The sequence below is a fragment of the Shimia sp. Alg240-R146 genome (assembly GCF_947331465.1).
Classification (GTDB): domain Bacteria; phylum Pseudomonadota; class Alphaproteobacteria; order Rhodobacterales; family Rhodobacteraceae; genus Shimia.
In genome coordinates this window covers 519,934-542,417 of record NZ_CAMZOK010000003.1, presented here as the reverse complement: position 1 = coordinate 542,417, position 22,484 = coordinate 519,934, and the positions used below count along the sequence as shown (strand labels likewise).

27 protein-coding genes and 1 riboswitch are annotated in these 22,484 nt (G+C 58.9%); of the genes, 14 read left to right on the top strand and 13 right to left on the bottom strand.

The genetic code is table 11. The features are described from left to right. Entirely contained in the window at positions 1-693 is a 693-nt protein-coding gene (locus PG871_RS18240) for a COQ9 family protein (protein ID WP_270732004.1), read from the top strand. 100 nt (positions 694-793) lie between these two features. Continuing rightward, positions 794-1,777 (top strand): NAD(P)H-quinone oxidoreductase, encoded by a 984-nt coding sequence (locus tag PG871_RS18235; protein ID WP_270732001.1) that lies wholly within the window; start codon positions 794-796, stop codon positions 1,775-1,777. Positions 1,778-1,785: 8 nt separating this feature from the next. On the opposite strand, the gene PG871_RS18230 is transcribed toward PG871_RS18235, so the two are convergent. Further along, complete coding sequence (locus PG871_RS18230) at positions 1,786-2,553, bottom strand: FadR/GntR family transcriptional regulator (protein ID WP_270732000.1); 768 nt, start codon at positions 2,551-2,553, stop codon at positions 1,786-1,788. Between the two features lie 108 nt (positions 2,554-2,661). Here PG871_RS18230 and PG871_RS18225 point away from each other — a divergent pair, with 108 nt between their 5' ends. Next, entirely contained in the window at positions 2,662-3,057 is a 396-nt protein-coding gene (locus PG871_RS18225; RefSeq protein WP_270731999.1) for a hypothetical protein, read from the top strand. On the opposite strand, the gene PG871_RS18220 is transcribed toward PG871_RS18225, so the two are convergent. Beyond that, the gene (locus PG871_RS18220) at positions 3,054-3,512 is read right to left on the bottom strand and encodes a GNAT family N-acetyltransferase (RefSeq protein ID WP_270731997.1); all 459 of its coding nucleotides are present in this window, start codon (positions 3,510-3,512) and stop codon (positions 3,054-3,056) included. The genes PG871_RS18225 and PG871_RS18220 overlap by 4 nt on opposite strands. Before the next feature lie 83 nt (positions 3,513-3,595). On the opposite strand from PG871_RS18220, the gene PG871_RS18215 reads away from it, so the two are divergent. Next, on the top strand, positions 3,596-3,946 hold the full coding sequence (locus PG871_RS18215; protein WP_270731995.1) for a DUF1636 family protein: 351 nt from the start codon (positions 3,596-3,598) through the stop codon (positions 3,944-3,946). Between the two features lie 58 nt (positions 3,947-4,004). On the opposite strand, the gene PG871_RS18210 is transcribed toward PG871_RS18215, so the two are convergent. Beyond that, complete coding sequence (locus PG871_RS18210; RefSeq protein WP_270731994.1) at positions 4,005-4,694, bottom strand: CbtA family protein; 690 nt, start codon at positions 4,692-4,694, stop codon at positions 4,005-4,007. An 18-nt stretch (positions 4,695-4,712) separates the two neighbouring features. After that, on the bottom strand, positions 4,713-4,883 hold the full coding sequence (locus PG871_RS18205) for a CbtB domain-containing protein (protein ID WP_270731992.1): 171 nt from the start codon (positions 4,881-4,883) through the stop codon (positions 4,713-4,715). Between the two features lie 41 nt (positions 4,884-4,924). Beyond that, a riboswitch (cobalamin riboswitch) is annotated at positions 4,925-5,122 on the bottom strand. Between the two features lie 237 nt (positions 5,123-5,359). On the opposite strand from PG871_RS18205, the gene smc reads away from it, so the two are divergent. After that, on the top strand, positions 5,360-8,815 hold the full coding sequence (smc, locus tag PG871_RS18200; RefSeq protein WP_270731990.1) for a chromosome segregation protein SMC: 3,456 nt from the start codon (positions 5,360-5,362) through the stop codon (positions 8,813-8,815). A gap of 70 nt (positions 8,816-8,885) precedes the next feature. Next, a complete protein-coding gene (locus PG871_RS18195) occupies positions 8,886-9,236 on the top strand; it encodes a hypothetical protein (protein WP_270731988.1) in 351 nt (116 codons plus the stop codon). Positions 9,237-9,239: 3 nt separating this feature from the next. Here PG871_RS18195 and PG871_RS18190 read toward each other — a convergent pair whose 3' ends face one another. Genes PG871_RS18190 through PG871_RS18180 form a run of 3 tightly spaced genes read right to left on the bottom strand, consistent with a single transcriptional unit; the run spans position 9,240 to position 12,334 of the window. After that, a complete protein-coding gene (locus PG871_RS18190) occupies positions 9,240-10,409 on the bottom strand; it encodes a lytic murein transglycosylase (RefSeq protein WP_270731986.1) in 1,170 nt (389 codons plus the stop codon). Positions 10,410-10,469: 60 nt separating this feature from the next. Then, positions 10,470-11,378, bottom strand: coding sequence for an adenosylcobinamide-phosphate synthase CbiB (gene cbiB / locus PG871_RS18185; RefSeq protein WP_270731984.1), 909 nt, complete (start codon positions 11,376-11,378; stop codon positions 10,470-10,472). Then, positions 11,375-12,334, bottom strand: a complete 960-nt coding sequence (locus PG871_RS18180) for a threonine-phosphate decarboxylase (RefSeq protein ID WP_270731981.1) — start codon at positions 12,332-12,334, stop codon at positions 11,375-11,377. The genes cbiB and PG871_RS18180 overlap by 4 nt, the downstream gene beginning before the upstream one ends. Before the next feature lie 174 nt (positions 12,335-12,508). Between PG871_RS18180 and PG871_RS18175 the strand changes: the two genes are divergently transcribed. Beyond that, complete coding sequence (locus PG871_RS18175) at positions 12,509-12,904, top strand: hypothetical protein (RefSeq protein ID WP_270731979.1); 396 nt, start codon at positions 12,509-12,511, stop codon at positions 12,902-12,904. A gap of 18 nt (positions 12,905-12,922) precedes the next feature. Here PG871_RS18175 and PG871_RS18170 read toward each other — a convergent pair whose 3' ends face one another. After that, positions 12,923-13,897 (bottom strand): glutathione S-transferase family protein, encoded by a 975-nt coding sequence (locus tag PG871_RS18170; protein WP_270731978.1) that lies wholly within the window; start codon positions 13,895-13,897, stop codon positions 12,923-12,925. Positions 13,898-14,102: 205 nt separating this feature from the next. Between PG871_RS18170 and PG871_RS18165 the strand changes: the two genes are divergently transcribed. Beyond that, positions 14,103-14,456, top strand: coding sequence for a hypothetical protein (locus PG871_RS18165; protein ID WP_270731974.1), 354 nt, complete (start codon positions 14,103-14,105; stop codon positions 14,454-14,456). A 103-nt stretch (positions 14,457-14,559) separates the two neighbouring features. Here PG871_RS18165 and PG871_RS20340 read toward each other — a convergent pair whose 3' ends face one another. Next, a complete protein-coding gene (locus tag PG871_RS20340; protein WP_443020511.1) occupies positions 14,560-14,970 on the bottom strand; it encodes a DUF6331 family protein in 411 nt (136 codons plus the stop codon). A 178-nt stretch (positions 14,971-15,148) separates the two neighbouring features. After that, positions 15,149-16,321 carry a MalY/PatB family protein gene (locus tag PG871_RS18160; protein ID WP_270731972.1) on the bottom strand — a complete coding sequence of 391 codons (1,173 nt, stop codon included), beginning with the start codon at positions 16,319-16,321 and terminating at the stop codon, positions 15,149-15,151. 101 nt (positions 16,322-16,422) lie between these two features. Here PG871_RS18160 and def (PG871_RS18155) point away from each other — a divergent pair, with 101 nt between their 5' ends. The 6 genes from def (PG871_RS18155) (at position 16,423) to PG871_RS18130 (ending at position 20,254) form a co-directional block, all read left to right on the top strand. Beyond that, positions 16,423-16,935, top strand: a complete 513-nt coding sequence (gene def, locus PG871_RS18155; RefSeq protein WP_270731969.1) for a peptide deformylase — start codon at positions 16,423-16,425, stop codon at positions 16,933-16,935. Further along, complete coding sequence (gene def / locus PG871_RS18150; RefSeq protein WP_270731967.1) at positions 16,932-17,423, top strand: peptide deformylase; 492 nt, start codon at positions 16,932-16,934, stop codon at positions 17,421-17,423. The genes def (PG871_RS18155) and def (PG871_RS18150) overlap by 4 nt, the downstream gene beginning before the upstream one ends. Continuing rightward, a complete protein-coding gene (gene def, locus PG871_RS18145) occupies positions 17,420-17,914 on the top strand; it encodes a peptide deformylase (RefSeq protein ID WP_270731964.1) in 495 nt (164 codons plus the stop codon). Before def (PG871_RS18150) ends, def (PG871_RS18145) begins: the two co-directional genes overlap by 4 nt. Before the next feature lie 23 nt (positions 17,915-17,937). Next, complete coding sequence (fmt, locus tag PG871_RS18140; RefSeq protein ID WP_270731961.1) at positions 17,938-18,843, top strand: methionyl-tRNA formyltransferase; 906 nt, start codon at positions 17,938-17,940, stop codon at positions 18,841-18,843. A 10-nt stretch (positions 18,844-18,853) separates the two neighbouring features. Then, a complete protein-coding gene (locus tag PG871_RS18135) occupies positions 18,854-19,090 on the top strand; it encodes a hypothetical protein (RefSeq protein WP_270731959.1) in 237 nt (78 codons plus the stop codon). 135 nt (positions 19,091-19,225) lie between these two features. Then, positions 19,226-20,254, top strand: a complete 1,029-nt coding sequence (locus tag PG871_RS18130) for a glycosyltransferase family 2 protein (protein WP_270731957.1) — start codon at positions 19,226-19,228, stop codon at positions 20,252-20,254. 48 nt (positions 20,255-20,302) lie between these two features. Here PG871_RS18130 and rnhA read toward each other — a convergent pair whose 3' ends face one another. The 3 genes from rnhA to ispH all read right to left on the bottom strand — a co-directional run bounded on the left by rnhA (position 20,303) and on the right by ispH (position 22,374). Next, positions 20,303-20,761, bottom strand: a complete 459-nt coding sequence (gene rnhA, locus PG871_RS18125) for a ribonuclease HI (RefSeq protein ID WP_270731954.1) — start codon at positions 20,759-20,761, stop codon at positions 20,303-20,305. Next, the gene (locus tag PG871_RS18120; protein ID WP_270731952.1) at positions 20,754-21,359 is read right to left on the bottom strand and encodes a class I SAM-dependent DNA methyltransferase; all 606 of its coding nucleotides are present in this window, start codon (positions 21,357-21,359) and stop codon (positions 20,754-20,756) included. The genes rnhA and PG871_RS18120 overlap by 8 nt, the downstream gene beginning before the upstream one ends. Before the next feature lie 61 nt (positions 21,360-21,420). Further along, positions 21,421-22,374, bottom strand: a complete 954-nt coding sequence (ispH, locus tag PG871_RS18115) for a 4-hydroxy-3-methylbut-2-enyl diphosphate reductase (protein WP_270731949.1) — start codon at positions 22,372-22,374, stop codon at positions 21,421-21,423. Positions 22,375-22,484 lie beyond the last annotated feature (110 nt).

Here is a 22,484-nt window from a genome sequence, read left to right as displayed (position 1 = left end):
ATGTCCGATGCCCCCGAAAGCGATCTGAAAACCCGCCTGCTTGAGGCCGCAGAGATGCATGTGCCCTTTGATGGTTGGTCCGAGGCCACCTATGCGGCGGCAGTGACAGACACCGGTATTGACGCGACTGTAGCGCGGGCGCTGTGCCCGCGGGGCGCGGTCGATCTGGCAGTGGCCTATCACAAGCGCGGCGATTCGTTGATGCGCGACGCGCTGGCAGAGGCGGATCTGGACGCGATGAAAATCCGCGAAAAGATCACCTTCGCGGTGCGCAAGCGGCTGGAGATTTGCCCCGATCGGGAAGTCATACGTCGTGGCACCACGTTGTTCGCTTTGCCGCAGCATGCCGCGCAGGGCGCAGAGCTGATTTGGGGCACTTGCGATGCGATCTGGACCGCGATCGGCGACACTTCGCGGGATTTCAACTGGTATTCCAAACGCGCGACACTGAGTGCGGTTTACGGCTCCACAGTTCTTTACTGGCTGGGGGACGACAGCGAAAGCAACACGGCAACCTGGGCCTTTCTGGATCGGCGGATCGAGAACGTGATGCAGTTTGAAAAGACCAAGGCCCAGTTCAAAGGCAGCCCGATCGGCAAGATGATGGCTGCGCCGTTGGACATGCTTGAGCGTATCCGTGCGCCCAAGGCGCCAGAAGGGATGCCTGGCAGCTGGACCCCGCCGCGCCGCTGACGCAGCGATCCGTTTGAGGTCTTGTCCAAAAGTCTCTGTTCCTTGCGCGCGTCGCGGTGCTACACCTGCGGGCAACGATCACTTTGGCCGAGGACACAAGATGAGCAGCATGATGCGCGCCGTGGAAATTTCCAAACCCGGACCGGCGGAGGTGCTTGAGCTTACCGACCGCCCCATCCCGCAACCCGGACCCGGCGAAGTGCTGCTGAAAATCGCTTATGCCGGTGTGAACCGTCCCGATGTGCTGCAACGCGCGGGGCTTTATGCACCGCCCTCAAATGCCTCGGATCTTCCGGGTCTGGAAGCGTCCGGCACCATTGCTGCAGTGGGCGAAGGCGTCGCGGAGTGGGCCGAAGGCGATGAGGTTTGCGCCCTGTTGCCCGGTGGTGGCTATGCCGAATATGCGCTGACACCCGCAGCCCATTGCCTGCCTGTGCCGCGTGGTATGGGATTGCGCGAAGCGGCCTGTTTGCCGGAAACTTTTTTCACAGTCTGGTCCAACGTGTTTCAGCGTGGCGGGCTAAAGGCCGGTGAGCGGTTTTTGGTGCATGGCGGCTCAAGCGGGATTGGCACAACGGCGATCCAGTTGGCAAATGTGCTTGGCGCGCGGGTGTTCGCGACAGCCGGATCAGATGAGAAATGCGCAGCCTGCGAGAAACTGGGTGCGGAGAAGGCAATCAACTACCGCTCTGAGGATTACGTCGATGTGATGCGGGCCGAAGGCGGTGCCGATCTGATCCTCGATATGGTGGGTGGCGATTATATCAAACGAAACGTCAAAGCGTTGGCCGATGACGGGCGGCTTGTGCAGATCGCGTTCCTGCAAGGCCCTCAGGTGGATCTGAATTTCGCACAGGTTATGATGCGGCGCCTGACTATCACCGGCAGCACGCTGCGCCCGCAGAGCGATCTTGCCAAGGCGCGGATTGCGGGAAGCCTCGCGGAACATGTCTGGCCTTTGTTGGATGCAGGCCGCGTGGCGCCGGTGATGGACAGCGAATTCACGCTGGAAACGGCAGTTCAGGCACATCAGCGCATGGAAAGCAGCGGCCACATCGGCAAAATCGTGATGAAGGTCGGCTAAGGCGCGGGCTAGCGCGTCGCCTCATGTTCGAACCGTTGTTTGGCCACAGCCTCGTTGTGCAAATACACCTGATGGTCTGACAGCGCGGTTTCAACAAACGTTAGATGCGCTTCGACGGCGGCACGGGCCGCTTGGGGATCGCGCGCCTGCAGGGCGGTGTTGATCGCACGGTGTTGTTCCAGCAGTTCGTGCCGCGTTGTGCGCTGGCGGAACATGATTGTACGGTTGTAAAACACACCCTCCCGCAAAAGCTGATACATCGAGCGCATCATGTGCAGCATGATCACGTTGTGGCTGGCCTCGATGATGGCAAGGTGGAAATCCGCGTCCAGCCGCGCCTCGTCCGCCGGATTGCGTTTGGGGTGGGCGGCCTCCATTTTGGAAAACACCGCCTGAATGACGCTCAAATCGGTATCGGAGGCCAGCGTCGCGGCGCGCTCCGCCGCCAAGCCCTCCATGTCGCGTCTGAAGGAAATGTAGTCAAACACCGCTTCGTCATGCGCCGCAAACAGTTGCACCAACGAGTCCGAAAAGGCGCTGCCCAAAACGTCAGCCACAAAGATGCCAGCGCCGGCTTTGGACGCCAGAAGGCCTTTGTCCTGCAAGGCCGAAATCGCCTCGCGCAGGCTGGGGCGGGACACGCCAAGGCGCTCGCTCAACTCCCGTTCGGCGGGCAGTCGTTCGCCGGGTCGCAGAATGCCGCGCAGGATCAGCAGCTCGATCTGGCGCACAACTGAGGTGGAGAGTTTTTCTGGCTGGACCTTTTGGAAGGGCATGGATGTCTCGCGCAAAGTGGTCAAAAGATTTGACCACATACGACGCGGCGGCGCAAGGCGTGCGGACTTGGTAAGGTTGCGTTAACCATATTTGGCCAGTCTGGGATCATGCGTTTGTTGGTTTTCTGTCTGCTTCTCACTGCCTGTAACACCCCAAGCCCGCATTTTTCTGGTACTGAGGTCACGCGCGTTTCGGTTATGGGAAGCACGTTTGATGTGCGCCACAAAGGCCGCCTGGCCGAGGCGATCCGCGTGAACAGGCAATATGCCCCGCGCCTAGACGGTATTGCGCCAAAGGCGGAAATCGCAATGCAGGTGGTTACCGGCTGCGATGTTGTCGAAATACGCGGCGACGCGGCCACAATCACCGGCATATTGGCCTGCGGTCCGGACGATGGGCCGCCACCAGCGCTTAGCTATCTCAAGGAAAAAGACTGTGAGGTGGTCGACATCTTTGTGCCCGCAGGCGGGGCAACAGCTTACCTTGAGGCCGACTGCGACTAGTCCAGCGTTTTGGTCATGAAGATCGAGGACGGGCTTTCCTCATAATCGCCAAACGGGCTGCAATCTTTGAACCCGTGCGCGTAATACAGGCTGTGCGCCTGCGTGAGCGTGTCGCCAGTCTCCAGTTTCAACACCGATATGTTCTGCGCGCGCGCTTCCCGCTCAAGATGATGCATCAACTTGTGCGCGATGCCGCGCCCCCGTGTTTTGGGGTCGACAAACATCGATTTGATCTCGGCATAGTCCCCCTTGTTGGCCAGCGCGGCACACCCCAACGTGGTGTCCCCGTCTTTGGCGACAAAGAAGCGGACGGACTCGACGCACAGCTCGTCAATTGACAGAAAATGGTTGTCTTCCGAGGAAAACAGAGACTGCATGAGCGCATGACTTGCTTGCAACAGACGGGTGGCTTGTGGCTCCCGAGGATTCCCCGGTACAACGCGAATGTCGCTCATCATCTTTCCCCCTCTGGTTTCGCGCGCCAATCTGTGGCATCGCTCGGCTGCTGTCCAGCCTCAGCTTTTGGAATGACCACCCGATGACGCATACGCTTTTTGTTTGTGACACCTGCTGCGCCGAAAATGAGCAGCCCAACGGCGCGACCTTCGCCGCCGCCTTGCGAGAGGCTGCCTGTGCGGATCCGGACTTGTGGGCGTTGGATATCAGATCGGTTAGCTGCTTAAACGTCTGCTCCGAGCCTCTGGCATTGGCGCTGCGCGCGCCTGAAAAGGCGGCCTACCTGTTTGCAGGCATCGTTCCCGAAACGGATCTCGCCGACACTTTGGCCATGGCCAAGCTCTTTGTTCAGGCTGAGGCAGGCGAGATCACCGACGCGCGCCCGGCGGGCCGTCTGCGGTTTTGCCTCAAAGGCCGCATTCCGGCGCTTTAGGCTTTTTGTTCTGAGAATGCCTTGGGGCAAGAGAGGCACAGCCCCTCCCGCCAAATGTTTAGCTGTCTTCGCCTTGCGCCATGAAGAAGGCGCAGAAATAGCCAAGTGTAACCCAACCAACGGCGGCAAAGCCAAGGCTCTGGGTGACAAACTCCGCCGACAACTCGGGTGGGGCGACGCCCCAGAAGGTGTCCAGATGCGGCGCACCGATCAGCTGGGGTGCTAGGATCACGATCAGACCCAAAAGATGCATCACCATGCCGCGCCCAAAAGCGATCAGCGCAAGGCCAACCATGGTGGCAAGGATGGTGCCGATCCACCAAACCTGACGCGGGGCCAACTCAGCAGCCGGTGTACCGGGCAATTCAGGTGGCAGGCCAACGGCAGGGGCCAGTTGTACCGCGATAAACCCGGCCAAACCCCAGATGATGCCGTTCTGCGCCGTGATCGCGGTGCCACGGTGGTCGCGTGCCAGTCCCATTGCCGCCACCATCAACAGGCCATAGCCGGTGTACGTCACGAGGTTGAAGCCGATCGTAACCAGATGACGACCCCATTCACCACCCAGTCCGGGCGCGCCACGGTCAGATTGAGGGGTACCATCCGCATGGAAATGCAGCCGGGAGCCGGATTCGTAAAGTTCACCTTCCAGCAAAAGCGGGATGACAAAAACGAACTGAAGCAGGGCTGCAATCAGCCCCGCTATCAGGCCAGCGAACACAGCGCTGGACAACAAATTTTTGGTCATTGTTTTACAGGCGTGCGCTTAGTGGCAGGGGAATGCCATGGCGTGACGCTGGTCGTGTGCCGCGTCATGCAAAACGGTGGCTTGCGCCATACCGGATACGGTCAGAAGGCCCAAGCCCACAATCAGAGTGAAGGCAAATGCAAGCGTGTTGGAACCGGTTACGGCGAAAGTCGCGGTTTTGGTCGTCATGTTCTTTTCTCCTTTCCCGTCACACCCGACGGGCGAAATGGGGTTTCACTGTCTGCACGGCCGGTCTCCTGGCTCGTGGGTCGACGCGGTGCATTCCCTTCCCGGAGAGACTCTCCAGTGGTTTGAACGCGCGCTCGCCACTCACAGTCGCGGGGGCGGCTGAGGCACAGAGCAGGGCTCCTTCCTCATTCCCGATTCAGCGCAAGTCGCGCCGAAATACCGTACACGCCCTGTTTGGCGGTTTTTTGCGCTAGGGGTCAAGGCCGTTTCCGACATAGTTGACGGCGCAAACGGCGTTCTGCCGCAAGGATGCAACACAACGGAATGCAATATCTTGTGGATAACTGGCAGTCTTTGGCCAGATGCTGTGGTTAGGCGTTGACTCAAACACATGGCGCTTTGCAGACTTGGAAATCTGCGGGAATCACACGCGCAGGCCCAATGTCCACTGAACCGAACAAAGGATCACCGCCACTTTGCGCTTCTCCAAACTCAGACTGACCGGCTTCAAAAGCTTCGTCGATCCAACCGATCTGATCATCGCGGATGGTCTGACCGGCGTGGTTGGTCCGAATGGCTGTGGCAAGTCGAACCTGCTTGAGGCGCTGCGCTGGGTGATGGGCGAGAACCGCCCCAAGGCGATGCGCGGCGGTGGGATGGAAGATGTGATCTTTGCCGGTGCCGCCACCCGTCCGGCGCGTAATTTTGCCGAAGTCGCCTTGCAGATCGACAACTCGGAACGACTTGCACCGGCGGGGTTCAATGATGATGACGCATTGGAAATCAACCGCCGCATCACGCGCGATGTTGGCTCCGCCTACAAGGTAAACGCCAAAGATGTACGGGCCCGCGATGTCCAGATGTTGTTTGCTGACGCCTCAACAGGTGCGCATTCACCTGCGCTTGTGCGGCAGGGGCAGATTGCGGAGCTGATCAACTCCAAACCCAAGGCACGGCGGCGGATTTTGGAAGAGGCCGCAGGCATTTCCGGGCTTTATCAGCGCCGCCATGAGGCAGAGCTGAAGCTTAGAGGGGCCGAAACCAATCTGGCCCGCGTTGACGATGTCATTGAACAATTGGCCAATCAGCTTGGCCAGCTTGCGCGCCAAGCGCGACAGGCGGCGCGCTATCGTGCCATTGGCGACGAGTTGCGCCAATCCGAGGGTCTGTTGTTATACCGCCGTTGGCGTGAAGCAGACGACGCCCGCGCGGCGGCAGATGACGAGCTGAAAACCCGCACCACGCAAGCCGCGCAGGCCGAAGGGCTAAGCCGTGTGGCGGCGAAAGAGCGACAGGTTCGCGACGACGCCTTGCCACCACTGCGCGAAGAAGAAGCGATAGCTGCGGCTGTGTTGCAGCGCCTTCAGGTGCAGCGTGACAGTCTGAACGATCAGGAGGCGCATGCGCTTCAGATCATCGAAACGTTGAAGAACCGCATCTTGCAACTGGGCCGTGACATGGAGCGCGAAGGTGGGTTGAACCGCGACGCTGTGGACACCATCGAACGGTTGGAATGGGAGCAAAAAGAGCTCGCCAAAGCCGGCGAGGGGCAGGCAGAGCGGCTTGAGGAGGCGCAAGACGAGGCCCGCGAGGCGGCGTCGGTGCTGCAAGAGCGCGAAAGTGAGTTGGCGCAGCTGACCGAGGATGTGGCGCGTCTGGCCGCGCGGCATCAGTCGGCGCATCGCTTGCTTGAGGACACCCAGAAAACCCAGTCAAAGAACGAGATTGAAGCCGCGAAGGCCCGCGCAGCTGTGAGCGAATCCAAGGAAGCTTTGGAGCGCGCGGCGGCCCAGCTTGAGAGTGCTGGCGAGGCCGAGGGCGAGGCGATCGAGGCGGCGCAGGATGCTGAGGAGCGCCTTGCAGAAGTCGAAGAAGACCGCGCGGAAACACAGTCCCGCGAGGCTGATGCCCGCGCGGAACGCTCCGAGGCCGAAGGCGAGTTGAACGCGCTGCGCGCCGAAACCACCGCTTTGGCCAAATTGGTCGAGCGCGACACAGCCGAAGGCGGCCAAATTCTTGACCGCCTGCAAGTGCAGCAGGGCTTTGAAAAAGCGCTGGGCGCGGCGATGGCAGATGATCTGCGCGCGCCTGAGGTCGAAGAAGACGGGCCGTCGGGTTGGTATGTGCTGCCGCAATATCACGACGTGCAACCGCTTCCAGCGGGCGTAACATCGCTTGTGGAACATGTCTCGGTTCCCGATGTTCTGGAGCGTCGCATGAGCCAGATTGGTTTGGTGTCGACAGAGGATGCGCTGAGCCTTCAGCCGATGTTGAAACCCGGTCAGCGGCTGGTGTCGCTGGAAGGGGATTTGTGGCGGTGGGACGGCTTTCGTGCCTGGGCTGAAGATGCGCCAAGCGCGGCGGCATTGCGACTGCAACAGCTCAACCGTCTGGAAGAGTTAAAGCAGACAATGGCGGTTGCGACGGCGCGGGCGGATGGTGCTGTGCAGGCGCATGAAACGCTGCAGTCACGTTTGCAAGAATTGGCGCAGATCGATCAGGCCGCACGTGAGGCGCGGCGGGCAGCAGATCGCGCGGTGGCGGATGCCAACCGTGCGCTAAGCCGGGCTGAGGCGGATCGCAATCTGGCGGAAGGCAGGCTTGAATCATTGGGCCTTGCTGTGACCCGTCACGAAGAGGAAGCCATGGCCGCGCGGTCGCAATTGCAGGAAGCCGAGCGCGCGTTGGCCGACCTTGGCGATCTCGATGCGGCGCGGGCGGACGTCGAAGACATCAAGATGACGGTCGAAGCCGCGCGGATCATGATGATGTCGCGCCGGTCTTCGCACGATGAATTGCGCCGCGAAGGTGAGGCGCGTCTGAAGCGGTCACAAGAAGTCACCAAAGAAATCAGCGGCTGGCGTCACCGTTTGGAAACCGCCGAAAAGCGGATGAGTGAGCTGGCCGAGCGCAAGGAAGCCTCAGAAGAGGAGCTTCTTGATGCTGGCGCGGCGCCCGAAGAAATCGCCGCCAAACGCGAAGAGCTGACGGACGCAATTGATCAGGCTGAAGAACGCCGTCGCGGTGCTGCTGATGTGCTGGCAGAGGCGGAGACGGCATCGCGTGAGGCGGAACATGCGTCGCGTGAGGCTGAGCGATTGGCTGGCGAGGCCCGTGAAGCGCGGGCGCGGTCCGAAGCACGGGCCGATGCGGCGCGTGAAACCGTGGCGTATGCGGCTGAACGCATCATGGAAGATCAGGAAGTCTCGCCTGCGCAGTTGTTGGAGCGGCTGGACGTAGATCCGGACAATATGCCGGATGCAGCGCAAGTCGAGGCGGATGTGAACCGCCTGAAGCGGCAGCGGGACGCGCTGGGCGCGGTGAATTTGCGGGCCGAAGAAGACGCCAAGGAAGTGCAGGAAGAATTCGACACTTTGACTGGCGAGAAAACCGATCTGGAAGAGGCGATTGCCACCCTGCGCAACGGCATTGCCAGCCTGAACAAAGAAGGTCGCGAGCGTTTGCTGACGGCCTTCGAGCAAGTGAACAGCAACTTTGGTCTCTTGTTCCGTCACCTGTTTGGTGGTGGTGAGGCGAATTTGGTGTTGGTTGAAAGTGACGACCCGCTTGAGGCTGGGCTGGAGATCATGTGTCAGCCACCGGGCAAGAAACTCAGCACACTGTCGCTGTTGTCGGGCGGGGAACAGACCCTGACCGCGATGGCGTTGATCTTTGCGGTGTTCCTAGCCAATCCGGCGCCGATTTGTGTGCTGGACGAGGTCGACGCGCCGCTGGATGATGCCAACGTCACGCGGTTCTGTGATTTGCTGGACGAAATGTGCCGTCGCACCAACACGCGCTTTTTGATCATCACCCACCACGCGGTGACAATGGCGCGAATGGATCGCTTGTTCGGCGTGACCATGGCCGAGCAGGGCGTCAGCCAATTGGTGAGCGTTGATTTGAAGGCGGCGGAAACTCTGGTGGCCTAACCGGTTCACCGCAACGTGACACCCGCGCGAGCTAAACCCCGCATAAGGTTATCTCAAACAGGAGATATTTATGCGCGTATTTGTTGCTGTTCTCACCCTCGTTGCCGCGCCTGCCTTTGCGCAGGACTGGAAGTCGCACTCCGGCGATGAGGCCTTTGACGCGGAGACGCTTGAAGCGCGCCTATCGGGGCAAACGCTGACGTTTTATGACGATGGGCGGTCCGTCTATGACAGCAACGGCGAGTATCAGTACATCTACGGCGGCGGTGGCACGTGGTACGGGCATTGGGAAGTGGCCGACAACTCGCGGGTCTGTGTGACCTTTGTCACCGGCGTCGAGCGTTGCGATAGGTTCGTTACCAACGGCGATCGCTTGGTGCTGCAGACGGCGGATGGGATGCGATTTCCCATCCGCCCGTAGTTTTTAGAGCTTGTTTAGCAACGCCGCTGTTGGCCACGCATCGGCGGGAAGGCCAAGGCGTTTTTGCTCGGCTTGCACAGCGCGGCGGGTCAGTTTGCCCAGAATGCCGTCAACCTTGCCGACGTCATGCCCACGTGCTTTGAGCTTCTTTTGCAGCGCTTTCATCTGGCCACCAGACAGACCCGGATCGGCGTTGCCTGCATCATAGCGTGGCGCGCCCTCAAGGCGGGTGCCGAAATAGGCGGCGGTGGTCACATAGACAAAGCTCTTGTTCCATTCAAAATAGACGTGGAAATTCGGGTAAGCCAAAAATGCCGGGCCTTTGCGGCCTTGCGGCAAAAGCAGCGAGGCGGGCAAGTTGGCCAATTTCCCCGAACGTGGTTTTACGCCCATCTTGGCCCAATCGCGGGCGTTCATAGTGTGATCCAGACCGGATTTTGACCAATCAAGGTTGGATGGCACTGAGACCTCCTGCAGCCAAGGCTCGCCCTTGCGCCAGCCCAGATGAGACAGCATTTTGCCGCCGGACATCAGCGCATCAGGGGCTGACGTTTTGAGCGTCACCTTGCCGTCGCCATCGCCGTCCACACCGTTTTCGATGATGTCGGCAGGCAGCATTTGCACCATGCCGATTTCACCCGCCCACGCACCAGTGGTTTTGGTTGGGCTGAAATCGCCGCGTTCATAAAGTTCCAGTGCCGCAAAAACTTGCGGGCGGAACAATTCGGGGCGGCGGCAATCGTGCGACAGCGTCACCAAGGAATTCAGCGTGTTGAAGTTGCCCTGGAACGCGCCGTAGTCGGTTTCAAAGGCCCAAAACGCCAAAAGCACGCCGCGCGACACGCCATATTGCTGTTCGATGCGGTTGAAGATGGTGTTGTATTGCTTGGATTTTTTGCGGCCGTTGTCGATACGGTTCTGGCTGATCAGACGTTGCGAGAAATCCAGAAACGGCATTTGAAACACGCCCTGACTGCGGTCTGCCTTGATCGTTGCCGGATCCTGACGGGCGGAGGCGAAAAACTTGTCCACCGTAGATTTGGAGTGACCTTTGGAAACAGCTTCTTTTTTCAAGCCATTGATAAAGCCGTTAAAGGAGCCGCCGCAGGGCACTTTGGCGGCCGCAAGGCCGGCGCTGAGAAGCAGGGTGGAAATGGCGAGTGTCAAACGCATAAAAAAACCTCTTAATCTGTTGCGTCGACCCTAAGCAGAGGGGCGGCGTAGGGCAATGAATTAGACCACTGCAAAAAATAGAACAGTGCCGACAGCCAGCCCCCATGTGCGCCACAGCGCGGAACAGGCGGTGTCGATGTCGTCAGGCGTGACTGTGCGACGACCATCTGCGTTCACAAAGGGGAAATCGCGCAATTCGCCGTCATAGGTACGCGGGCCGGACACGGCGATGCCCAAGGCCCGCGCCATGGCGGCCTCGGGCCAGCCCGCGTTAGGCGAGCGGTGCAGTGCTGCATCCGCGCGGATCGCGCCCCAGTCGCCCATGGTGCGATAGGTCACGGCGATCAATACAGCGGTCAGGCGGGCAGGGATCCAGTTCAGCAGATCGTCAAGTTTGGCCGCGGCTTTGCCAAACTGTTCATATCGCTCGGTGCGATAGCCGATCATGCTATCGGCGGTGTTGATGGCCTTGTAGATCAGCAGGCCGGGCAGCCCGGCGATCAGGAACCAGAAAGCGGGCGCAATGACACCGTCGCTCAGGTTCTCAGCCGCGCTTTCGATGGCGGACCGCGCCACATCGCTTTGGTCCATCGCCGCGGTGTCGCGGCTGACGATCATCGCCACCGCGCGTTTGCCGTCGCCCAAAGACACCCGCAACGCGTCGCCAACGGCCTGCACATGTTGCACCAGTGACCGTTGCGCCAGCAGGATTGCCGCCAAAAGCAATTCCGGCAGCCAGCCAATCGCCGCCAAGACAGACCCCAAAAGCCATGCCCCGACAACCAAGGCAAAACACAGGACAACGCCTTTGGCAAAGCGGCTCTCGCCCGTGTTCAAGCGTTCGTCAGCTTTGCCAATCACGCGGCCGATCAGGACAGCGGGGTGGGGCATGCGGTCCCACATCCAACGCGGCTCTCCCATTGCTGCGTCCAGTAGCATCGCAAGAAAAAGAACTGCGGCGTGGCTCATAACGCCGCCTCCAGCTGCGCCCAGCGGTCCGGCGCGGGCAGGCCCAGACGCAGGTAGGTTTTTGAATAGGGAAAGATGCGGGACCAGACGTGTTGCTTGGCAAGACGGTCCTGCCACGCGGCGGCGTCGTTGACTACATAAAGCCGGAACAGCGTGGTGCCGCCCACGATTTTGGCGCCTTTTAGGGTCATCAGGGCGTCAAGTCGGGAGGCGTCCGCGATCAATCGCGTTCGTGTCGCATCCGCCCAGCCGTGATCGCGCAAGGCAGCCGCGCCAATGCGCAGCGCGGGGCCGGAGACCGCCCAAGGGCCGGTGAAATCCGCAAGCCGCGCGATTAAGGCAGGGTCTCCGATTGCAAACCCCAGCCGTGCGCCGGCAAGCCCCCAGAATTTGCCAAAACTCTTGAGCACAATGCGGCCGGTCTGATCGGTTTCTTTCACCAGAGTGGCGTCGGGTGTGACGTCGCAAAAACTTTCGTCGATCACAGTCATTGGCGCAGTCAGATCGTTTTCGGTCCAAAGCCGTCCGGTCGGGTTGTTGGGGTGCACCAAAACGCGGGCGGCAGGATCGTCGGTCGAGACATCCCATCCCTGCGCCACAAAGGCGGCGGCGTGTTCGTTGTAGGTCGGCGTCGGAATATCCACACGCGCAGGTGATGCCAAAGCGGGAATGCGTGCGATCAAGGCTGACGCACCGGGTGCGGCCAGTATCGCGGCGCCCGGCGGAACGTTCCAGAAGTCCCGCGCCGCGTCGATGAGGGCATTTTGCGCGGCCTTGTCTGGCAAATCTGCCCAATCAGCGGCGTATAGGTCCGGCAGTGGATAGGGCACAGGATTGATGCCGGTGGACAGATCCAACCATCCATCACGGGTGCCGCCCCAACGGGCCACCGCTGCGTCGATGCCACCGCCATGGTCGCGCGGAGTGCGTGTTTCGGACGTTGAAATCATTCGCATTTTACCGACTCTTTGCTCTTGCTACCCGCGAATATGCGATATCCACCCGTATTGGCAAGAAATTGCCGTTTACGGAAAATTAAAGTTGGAATTGCTGGCGCGGACCTAGAGTCTTTGGGGATACGGCGGCGCAAGCAATGACCGCCAAATGTCAAAATCCTAGGGGGGATAGATATGGGCACACTTATAGTCGGCAAGACAAATCTTGCCAAACTGTGGGGCCACCACATCAATGACGCGGGTATGCGGGTCGATGTGGTGAAGACAAACGACGATGCAGCAATGCAGTTACGCACCTGTTCTTATCGCGTTGTGGTTCTGGATCTGGAAGGGGACACAGAAGACAATGCATTTGCACTGACGGATTATGCCTGCGTGCGTCAGCCGGAAGCACAGGTGGTGTTCGTGGCTGACAAGCCGTCACTGCTGGACGGGTCGCTGTTTAGGTTTTGCGTCAACATGGGTGGGCTGCTGTCCAAATCCACCCCACCTGAAGACCTTGCTGCGCTGGTCGGCCACCTGGCCAATACCGGCGACGGCCGCAAGCAGGTGTCTGGTCTGGCCATCTGATCTTTGATCGCAAAAAACTCAGGCGCGCCCGTGTGGCGCGTCGTAGTCGATCACCGGATTGAATGGCACAATGCGGTGCGGGTTTATGCTTTCGTGGCTGTAGTGATAGTGGCGCACGATGTGGTCAAAGTTCACCGTCTCGCGCACGCCGGCCATCTGATAAAGCTCCCGCGTGTAGCCCCAGAGATTGGGGAAATCGACCAGTCTGTTGCGGTTGCATTTGAAATGCAGGTGATAAACCGGATCAAAGCGGATCAGCGTCGTAAACAGGCGCCAGTCCGCCTCGGTCAGCGTGTCGCCCATCAGGTAGCGGTGCTCTGAAAGCCGTGCTTCCAACCAGTCCAGCGTGTCAAACAGCGGATGTACGGCGGCGTCATAGGCTTCCTGCGTGGTGGCAAAACCGGATTTGTAGACACCATTGTTCAGCGTGTCGTAAATCCGCGCGTTGACCTCCTCAATGGCGTCGCGTTGTGCCTCCGGCCAGTAGTCATCCGTGTTGCCGGTGATGCCGTCAAAGGCGCTGTTTAACATGCGGATGATTTCTGCGCTTTCGTTGCTTACGATGGTCTCGCGCTGCTTGTCCCAGAGGATCGGCACCGTCACGCGACCGGAATAGGTCGGGTCGGCTTTGGTATAGATGTTGTGGGCGTGGCTGAGGCCGTAAAGCGTGTCGCCGGTGGCGCCCTTGTCGTCCGTTTCAAACGTCCAGCCTTGATCCAGCATATCCGGATGCACGGCCGAGACGGTGATGTGATCCGTCAGCCCCTTCAATGCGCGGAAAATCAGCGTGCGGTGCGCCCAAGGGCAGGCGTAGGAGACATAAAGGTGGTACCGCCCGCTCTCAGCCTGAAACCCGTCGATGCCGCTGGGGCCAGCGGATCCGTCTGCGGTGATCCAGTTGCGGAACTGGCTGGCCGAGCGCACAAATTTGCCGCCCGAAGATTTGGTATCATACCACTGATCCACCCATTTTCCGTCTACCAAAAGGCCCATCTTCGTCTCCTCTGCGCGGTGTTGACGTTCTAGGTAAACGTCGTGCGGCCGTGGTGAAACCGCTGTCGCCGCAAAGCCTCTGCGCGCCAGTGCACAGTTTGCGGCGGATCCGCGGCATTTTGCCAGAGACAGTGTGTTTACAAAAACTTGGCTTGACCCCGGTAGGCTGGACACCGATTTTGATGGCAACCGCGGAGGAGATGACATGAGCACCTTTTTGCCCCCTGACGTGCAGGCTGGCTTGGATGCCGCCCGCAAGAAAGCATTGAAGCAACGCCATCGCCTGCGGGTGGAGGCGAACGGCCGGAGCTTTCGTGTTATCAAATTCGAAGACGACGGCTTTACACTGGATATCCAAGACGCCCCGCATCTGCGCGGTCTGGTCGATGTCTTTGACGGCGGCAATCACTTGTACCAATGCCTGATCGTTGCCTCTTCAGAGGAAGCGGACGAAATGCGCTACGACTTCAAACGCCACACGCTGGCGACGGACCAAGCGCCGGTGGATTTTGAACGGGTGAGCCAAGCGCCGGTGGCGTTGTTGGGGAAAGAGGGCTGAGGGTTGGGCTGTGGCTGACCGCAGATCATTGGTGAGGTTTCAGGATGGCTGGCGTTCTGGAGGAATGGCAGTTTTGAGCCCTGAACTACCACGCTCTATTCACTCAATCGGGGGTTCCTCCGTTCGGAAAATTCTCGATTATTTGGCCTAGTAACGCAATGAAGCCTTGCTTCTTATCCCAATAATTCAGGCGGTGGCTATATATCGTGTTCGCAGTATGTTTTGAAATTTGATCCCGCAACTCAGTCAACTGTGAAAGCACTTCGGCTTCGCCAAGTCTCGAAGCGACGCATTTGATGTCTTTTTGCTTAAACGAGAAAGCCTCAAGACCACAGCACCCAGCATCGCAATTGATCTCGAGTTGGTCCCAAAATCGAGCGCTTGGTTTGAGATATTCGTCGATTTTGACTGCAGAGTTTGACGTTCGTTGCACGATTTTGATTCCATGTAACCAATTGATATCTCGTAATAGTATGTCGCACTTAGTAAGGCTCTTTAGAAGGGTTTTGAACATACTCCCTTGTGAGGATTACTGGCTTCTAAGTCCCGTAAAGCCGACAGCTTTATCAGAGGCGCATCAGAACCTTCTCCCCCACAGCCAAAGCAAAGCTGTGGCTAGCGCCCGAACCGACCCAACGGGGAGGGCGCTTTGCTTCCTCCCCTCGGTTCAGGCGCTGGTGCGTTAAACTTAATCACTGCAAATCCGAAAAGGCTTCGGCCAGTCGCTCACAGGCTTCCTGCACCCGCGCGCGCGGGGTGGCGATATTGAAACGCAGGTAGTTTTCGCCGCCCGTGCCAAAGGTCGGGCCGTGGTTCACCGCGATGCGTGCGTCTTTCTCCACACGGCGCGTGAACTCTTCGCGCCCCATACCGGTGCCGGAGAAATCGACCCAGCTGAGATACGTCGCTTCCAACTCCATCGACGCCAGCCCCGGAATGTCGGCAATCGCTGTGTCCAGGATTTTGCGGTTTCCATCCAGATAGACCACCAGGTCATCGACCCACGCAGCACCCTCGGGCGAATAAGCGGCCTCGGCCATGAAGAGACCAAAACTGTTGGCCGACAGACCAAGTGCTGCCATGCGCGCGCCGAATTTTGCGCGCAGGGCAGGGTCCGCAATGATCACATTGCCGGAGTGGCTGCCAGCGATATTGAAGGTCTTGGTGGTGGCCGTCATCATCACCAAACGATCGGCGATCGAGCTGTCCACATTGGCCATTGGGATATGCGTGTTGCCGGCAAAAACCAAATCGTGGTGGATCTCATCGCTCACCAGAATGAGGTTATGGCGTTTGCAGAAATCCGCAACGCCTTGCAATTCGTCACGTGTCCAGACGCGTCCGCCCGGATTGTGGGGCGAGCAAAGAATGAGCATTGTTTCATGCCCCTTCATTTGCGTTTCCCAGGCGTCAAAATCCATCTCGTAACGGCCGTCGTTCAGCGCGAGCTGGCATTCGACAACCTCTCGACCCGCCGCTTTGATGACCTTGGCAAAGGCGTGATAGACCGGTGTCATCAGCACAATGCCGTCTTCGGGCTTGGTGAAGGCGTCGACACACATTGCGGTGCCATTCACCAGACCATGGGTGGTGAAAATCTCGTCACGTTCAACGGTCCAGTTGTGACGTTCCTTCATCCACCAGCGGATCGCGTCGCGATAGGCCGCGTCGTCACCGTAGTAGCCGTAAACGCCCATGTCGTTCATCTTGACCAGAGCATCCGACACACATTTAGGCGGGCGGAAATCCATATCGGCCACCCACATGGCAATGCCGTCTTTGGCAGGTACGCCGTAAATCGATTCCATCATGTCCCATTTCACGGAGTGGGTGCCAAAGCGGTCGATGATCTCGTCAAAGCTCATTTAGGTGGGTCCTTTGTTGGATTGAACGGCATGACGCTACCTCATTGGCGGGCATGCGCAACCCCGTTGCGCAATCGTGCTGCGTGTCCTAGATGAAAGCCATGAAACGTTCGATCCTGATCCACCCTGATCCCCGTCTGAAAAAGGTCTGTGCGCCGGTCGCCGACCTAAGCGATGAATTGCGCACTCTGGCCAATGACATGCTGGAAACCATGTATGATGCGCCCGGCATCGGCCTTGCGGCGCCGCAGGTTGGCGTGCTGGATCGGTTGATCGTGATGGACTGCGTCAAAGAGGGCGAACCGGAGCCTATGGTGATGTTCAATCCAGAGGTTTTGGGCAGTTCTGACGAAACCAACGTCTATGAAGAAGGCTGTCTGTCGATCCCCGAGCAATTTGCCGACGTCACCCGCCCCGAAGCGGTTCGCGTGGGCTGGATCGACATGGACGGCAACCCGCAGGAAAAAGACTTTGACGGGTTGTGGGCGACCTGCGTGCAGCACGAGATCGACCACCTGAACGGCAAGCTGTTCATTGATTATCTCGGCCCGATGAAGCGTCAGATGATGACCCGCAAGAGCCAGAAGATGAAGCGTGAGCTGGCGCGGGGATGAGCGTTCTGCCGATTGTTCTCTGGCCTGATGCGCGCTTGTCGCAAATTTGCGCCCCGGTCGGCGACGCGGATATTCGAACGCTGACCGATGAGATGTTTGAAACAATGTATGCGGCTCCGGGCCGTGGGCTTGCCGGTCCGCAAATCGGCGATATGCGCCGCGTTTTCGTGATGGATGTCACGTGGAAAGAGGGCGCGCGGACTCCGATGGTCTTTGCCGATCCGGCGATCACCGCCCGAAGCGTCGAAACTGTCGTGATGGAAGAGGGCTGCCTGTCTATCCCTGACCTGATGGTGCCAGTGACGCGGCCACGCGAGGTTTCCGTAACATGGCGCGATGAAGCTGGTGCCTCGCACAGCGCCGACTTTGACGGTTTTGCGGCCCGTTGTATCCAGCACGAAATGGATCATTTGGACGGCGTTGTCACGCTGGATCACCTCGACACCGCCACCCGGACCGCGCTGATAGAAGGATATGACCCCAAATGACTGTTCGTTCCTGTATACCTTGGCCTGACAAACGCCTGCGCACCGCCGCTGCACCAGTGAGCGGGATTACCGAAGAGGTGCGTCAGGTCTGGGACGATTTGATCGAGACGATGTATGCGATGCCCGGTGTTGGCATGGGGGCAAACCAGATCGGCGTGATGCTGCGCGTGATTGTGGTGGATGCGACCGAAGACGGCACCGAAGCGATCCGGATGGCCAATCCGGAAATCCTGCACGCGTCGGTGCAGCCGCGCGAGCACGAAGAAGCGAGTCCAAACCTTGTGGGCGTGTCGGCCAAAATCAAACGTCCGCGCGCGGTGACCGTGCGCTATTTGGACGAACACGGCGCAACCGTTGAGAAGGATTTTGTCGGTCTGTGGGCGACATCGGTTCAACATCAGATCGACCACATCAACGGCAAGATGTATTTCGACCACCTTAGCAAGACCAAGCGGGATATGTTGATCAAAAAGGCCCGCAAGCAGCGCTGAAGCGCCGCGCACAGGAGAAGCAGATGCGTATTGTTTTCATGGGTACTCCCGATTTTTCGGTGCCGGTTCTGGATGCTCTCATTGCGGCGGGTCACGAGATCGCCGCCGTCTATTGCCAGCCGCCGCGCCCTGCAGGTCGCGGCAAGAAAGACCGCCCGACGCCGGTGCATGCGCGTGCCGAGGATTTGGGTCTTGAGGTGCGCCATCCTGTGTCGTTGCGCAATGAAGAGGCGCAGGCCGAGTTCGCGGCGCTCAAAGCCGATATCGGGGTCGTGGTGGCGTATGGCCTTATCCTGCCACAGGCGATTCTTGATGCGCCAAAACATGGGTGTTTGAACATTCATGCCAGTCTTTTGCCCCGGTGGCGCGGGGCGGCGCCGATCCACCGCGCGATCATGGCGGGCGATGCGGAGACCGGCGTTTGCATCATGCAAATGGATGCGGGCCTTGATACCGGCGACGTGCTGTTGCGGCGTGAGATTGCGATTGGCGCCACTGAAACCACCGCCGAGCTACACGACCGCCTGTCGCAACTTGGCTCGGGCGCCATCGCTGATGCGCTGGCAAACCTGTCGGCGCTGAAACCAGAGCCTCAGCCTAGCGAGGGTGTTACTTACGCCGAGAAGATCGCCAAATCTGAGGCGAAAATTGACTGGACCGCGACGGCCGGAGAGGTTGACCGCAAAATCCGCGGCTTGTCCCCGTTTCCAGGTGCATGGACCGAGATTGACGGCCAGCGGGTGAAACTTTTGGCGTCGCGGATCGGCGCGGGGCAGGGTGAACCAGGCACGCTGTTGGATGATGCGCTTACCGTGGCGTGCGCGAGTGGGTCGGTGCAGCTTCTGCGCTTGCAACGTGCGGGCAAAGGCGCGCAGGATGCAGAGACATTTTTGCGGGGCTTTCCTTTGAGTGCCGGCCAAACCCTTTAAGGAGCGCACTATGTTCTTTGCCTTTTTCGGCACGGTCATCATCGCCGGTATCATCGGATACGCGTCTGAGAGATCGGGCTTCACCCACAACGGCTATATCCCGTCGATCATCATCTGTGTGGGTGGCGCGTTTCTGTTTTTTATGGTGTCGCGCATGTTCCATATCGGCTTTGGCAGTCCCGGAATGAACGCAATTGTGTCCGCTGTCGGGGCGCTCGTTATCGTGCCCACACATTTCCGCCGCTAGACCCGCTGTGGCGTTTCTGCCGCGAAAACCCTTGATTCAATTAAAAATGTAGACGTCGCCCCTGACGGCTTGCTACCCTGTACTCATAACAAAGGGTGGCCGAAAAGAGCTGCCCATGAGCATGAGGCAAAAACAGTGGCTTTCTTCGGATTTGGCAGCGAGTCCGCTGCCCCAAAAGTGACGGTTGTCACCACCATGAAGGACGAGGGTGCTTATATTCTCGACTGGGTGGCGCATTACAAAGCGCTGGGCGCGACCGACATCGTCGTTTTCACCAACGATTGCAGCGATCAAACTGATTTGATCCTGCGCAATCTCAATCGGCTAGGACAGCTGCATCACCGGTTCAATCGTGTGATGAAACGTGGCCCGCACAAAAGCGCGTTGATGTGGGCGCAGCATGAACCCTGTGTTCAGGATGCCGACTATATTCTGGTCGTGGATGTCGACGAGTACCTACAAATCGGCGTCGGCGATGGCACGTTCCAGGCGCTGATCAATGAGCACCCCGACGCGGACGCGATCTCTCTTGTGTGGCGCGTTTTCGGCAGCGCGGGCATTGAGGCGATCTCTGATGTGCCAGTGCCACAGCAGTTCACCTTGGCAGAACCTGAGGTGCCAACGGCAGACATGCATCCGCACCGGTTCTTCAAAACGTTGTTCCGCAACACCAAGAAATTCAACCGCATGGGTGTGCACCGTCCGTTCATTGAACCGGACGCCACAGACATCAATTGGGTCACGCCTGATGGCACACGACTGGATCACCGTCAGGTCAAAGGTGCGCTGCATATCGACAAGGGGTTTGGCTACGACGTGGCGCAACTGAACCATTATGCGCTGCGTTCGGTGGACAGTTTCCTGAACAAGCAACGCCGCGGTCGCGCCAATCATGTGAATGGCAAGCTGGAGCTGCCGTATTGGAACAAGTTTGACAAAAACCAGACCGAGGACCGTCGACTGGCCGAAGGGTTTGACACCGCGCTTGCGCTGAAAACCGAACTGCTCAAAGACGAAATCTTGGCCAAGCACCATCATGCAGCCGTGGATTGGGCGCAACGCATGGCGCAAAAAGCGCGTCGCCAGCGGCCGACCAAGATGTTCCTCGCCAAGCTTAAGGCGCGCGAACAAGTCGAGGCCGTCAACGAGAACAAGGCCGCTTAATCAGGTCTGAAATCTAAAAAAGTGAAAGGCGCGGCGATGGTCCGCGCCTTATTTTTTGGCCTTGAAGGGCGCCATGCCTTCGCGGGCCAATTCATCGGCGCGCTCGTTTTCTGGATGACCGGCGTGGCCTTTGACCCATTCCCAGGTCACATCATGGCGCGCCTGTGCCGCATCCAGCCGCTGCCAAAGTTCGACGTTTTTGACCGGCTTCTTTGCAGCGGTTTTCCAGCCATTGCGTTTCCAGCCGTGGATCCAGCCAGTCACCCCGTCTTTGACATAAGAACTGTCGGTCACAACTGTGATCACCGAGGGGCGCTCAAGCGTCTCGAGCGCCATGATCGCCGCCATCAGTTCCATCTTGTTGTTGGTGGTTTCCGCCGCCCCGCCGTTCAGCGTGCGTTCTTTGACGACGGTGTTACCGTCTTTGGCTTGCATCAAGGTGCCCCAGCCGCCCGGACCGGGATTTCCTGAACACGCGCCATCGGTATATGCAAACAAATCAGCCATGCGCGGTGAGTATGACAAATGTGTCGTCTGTGCCAGCCAAACCGACCCCGCTTCCGGTACGTTTTCGGGTCACGGTGAAACCGGCGGTCTCAAGCAAATTGGTCAACTCTTCCGGCTGGTAGTAGCTGTAAAATCTGCCCAGATGATCGCGCGCTTCGCCGTTGCCAAGTTTCATTCCAATGTGGAATGCGCCCGCAGGTTTGAGCGCTTGTTTCACACGGACCAGATGCGCAGGTAATTCTGTCTTCGGCGCGTGCAAAAGGCTGAAATTGGCCCAAATACCGTCGTAACGTGCAACCGCGTCCAAAGCATCAAACGTGCCAACTGTCACATCCAGATCAAACGCCGCCTTTGCAAGATCCGCCATTTCTGGCGAGGCATCCATTGCCTCTACGCGGTATCCGGCCGTGCGAATTTTGGCCGCCCATTGTCCGGGTCCGCAGCCGTAGTCCAGTACAAGCCCATCCTCGGGCAGAAGGTCAAAAAATGCGGTTAGGTCGCTGAATTGATCCACATCGATGTCATCGATACGCGAGAATTTCTCGGCATACGTGCCAGCCGCTTTGGCGTAGACGTCCAGTGTTTGTTTGTCGCTCATGCCCGCCCCGTCGCGCCAAGTCCGGTAGGGCTCAAATACGGTGGACCGGAGAGCGATCGGCTCATACTTCCAGGTCCCGCAATACCCGCGGAACTTTGAAGTTCACCCGTTCAACGGCCGTTTCCACGATTTCGACTGTCACATCAAAGCGGTCTCGGAAGGCGTCGATCACCTCGTTTACCAAAACTTCGGGCGCGCTGGCCCCGGCCGTGATGCCAAGTGCCGAGATGCCTTCCAATGCACGCCAGTCTATGTCGTCGGCGCGTTGTACCAATTGGCTGTATTCACAGCCATTGTTGGCGCCCACTTCAACGAGCCGCTTGGAGTTGGAGGAATTTGGTGCGCCCACCACGAGCATTGCATCTACCTTCGGCGCTACGGCCTTGACCGCCTCTTGCCGGTTTGTGGTGGCGTAGCAGATGTCTTCTTTGTGCGGCCCAACGATATTGGGAAAGCGCGCGTTCAGCGCGGCAACGATGCCTATGGTGTCGTCCACTGACAATGTGGTCTGCGTCACAAATGCCAGTTTGTCAGGGTCACGCACATCCACGGTGGCCACGTCGTCAGCGGTCTCTACCAGCAGCACTTCGCCGTCAGGCAACTGGCCCATGGTGCCAATGGTTTCGGGGTGGCCTGCGTGGCCGATCATGATGATCTGAAGGCCTTGTTCTGAGTGGCGCTCTGCCTCGATATGCACCTTGCTCACCAAGGGACAGGTCGCGTCGACATAAATCATATTGCGGCGTTCCGCTTCGGCGGGCACGACTTTGGCGACCCCATGCGCAGAAAATATCACCGGGCGGTCATCAGGGCATTCGTCGAGATCTTCGACAAACACTGCACCCTTGTCCCGCAGACCATCCACGACAAATTTGTTGTGCACGATTTCGTGGCGCACATAGACCGGCGCCCCCCATTTGGTCAGGGCCATTTCGACGATCTTGATCGCACGGTCGACTCCGGCGCAAAACCCGCGTGGGGCGGCCAAGTGGATCTGAAGCGGTGGTTTGGTCATGATGGTCTCCGTATCGCGCATTCACAGGTAAGCGTTTGCGTCGCTGTGGTCCAGCCTGTCCAAACACCGAGATGGTCGAGCACAAAAAGTTGAAGCCCGCTGGCGTGCCG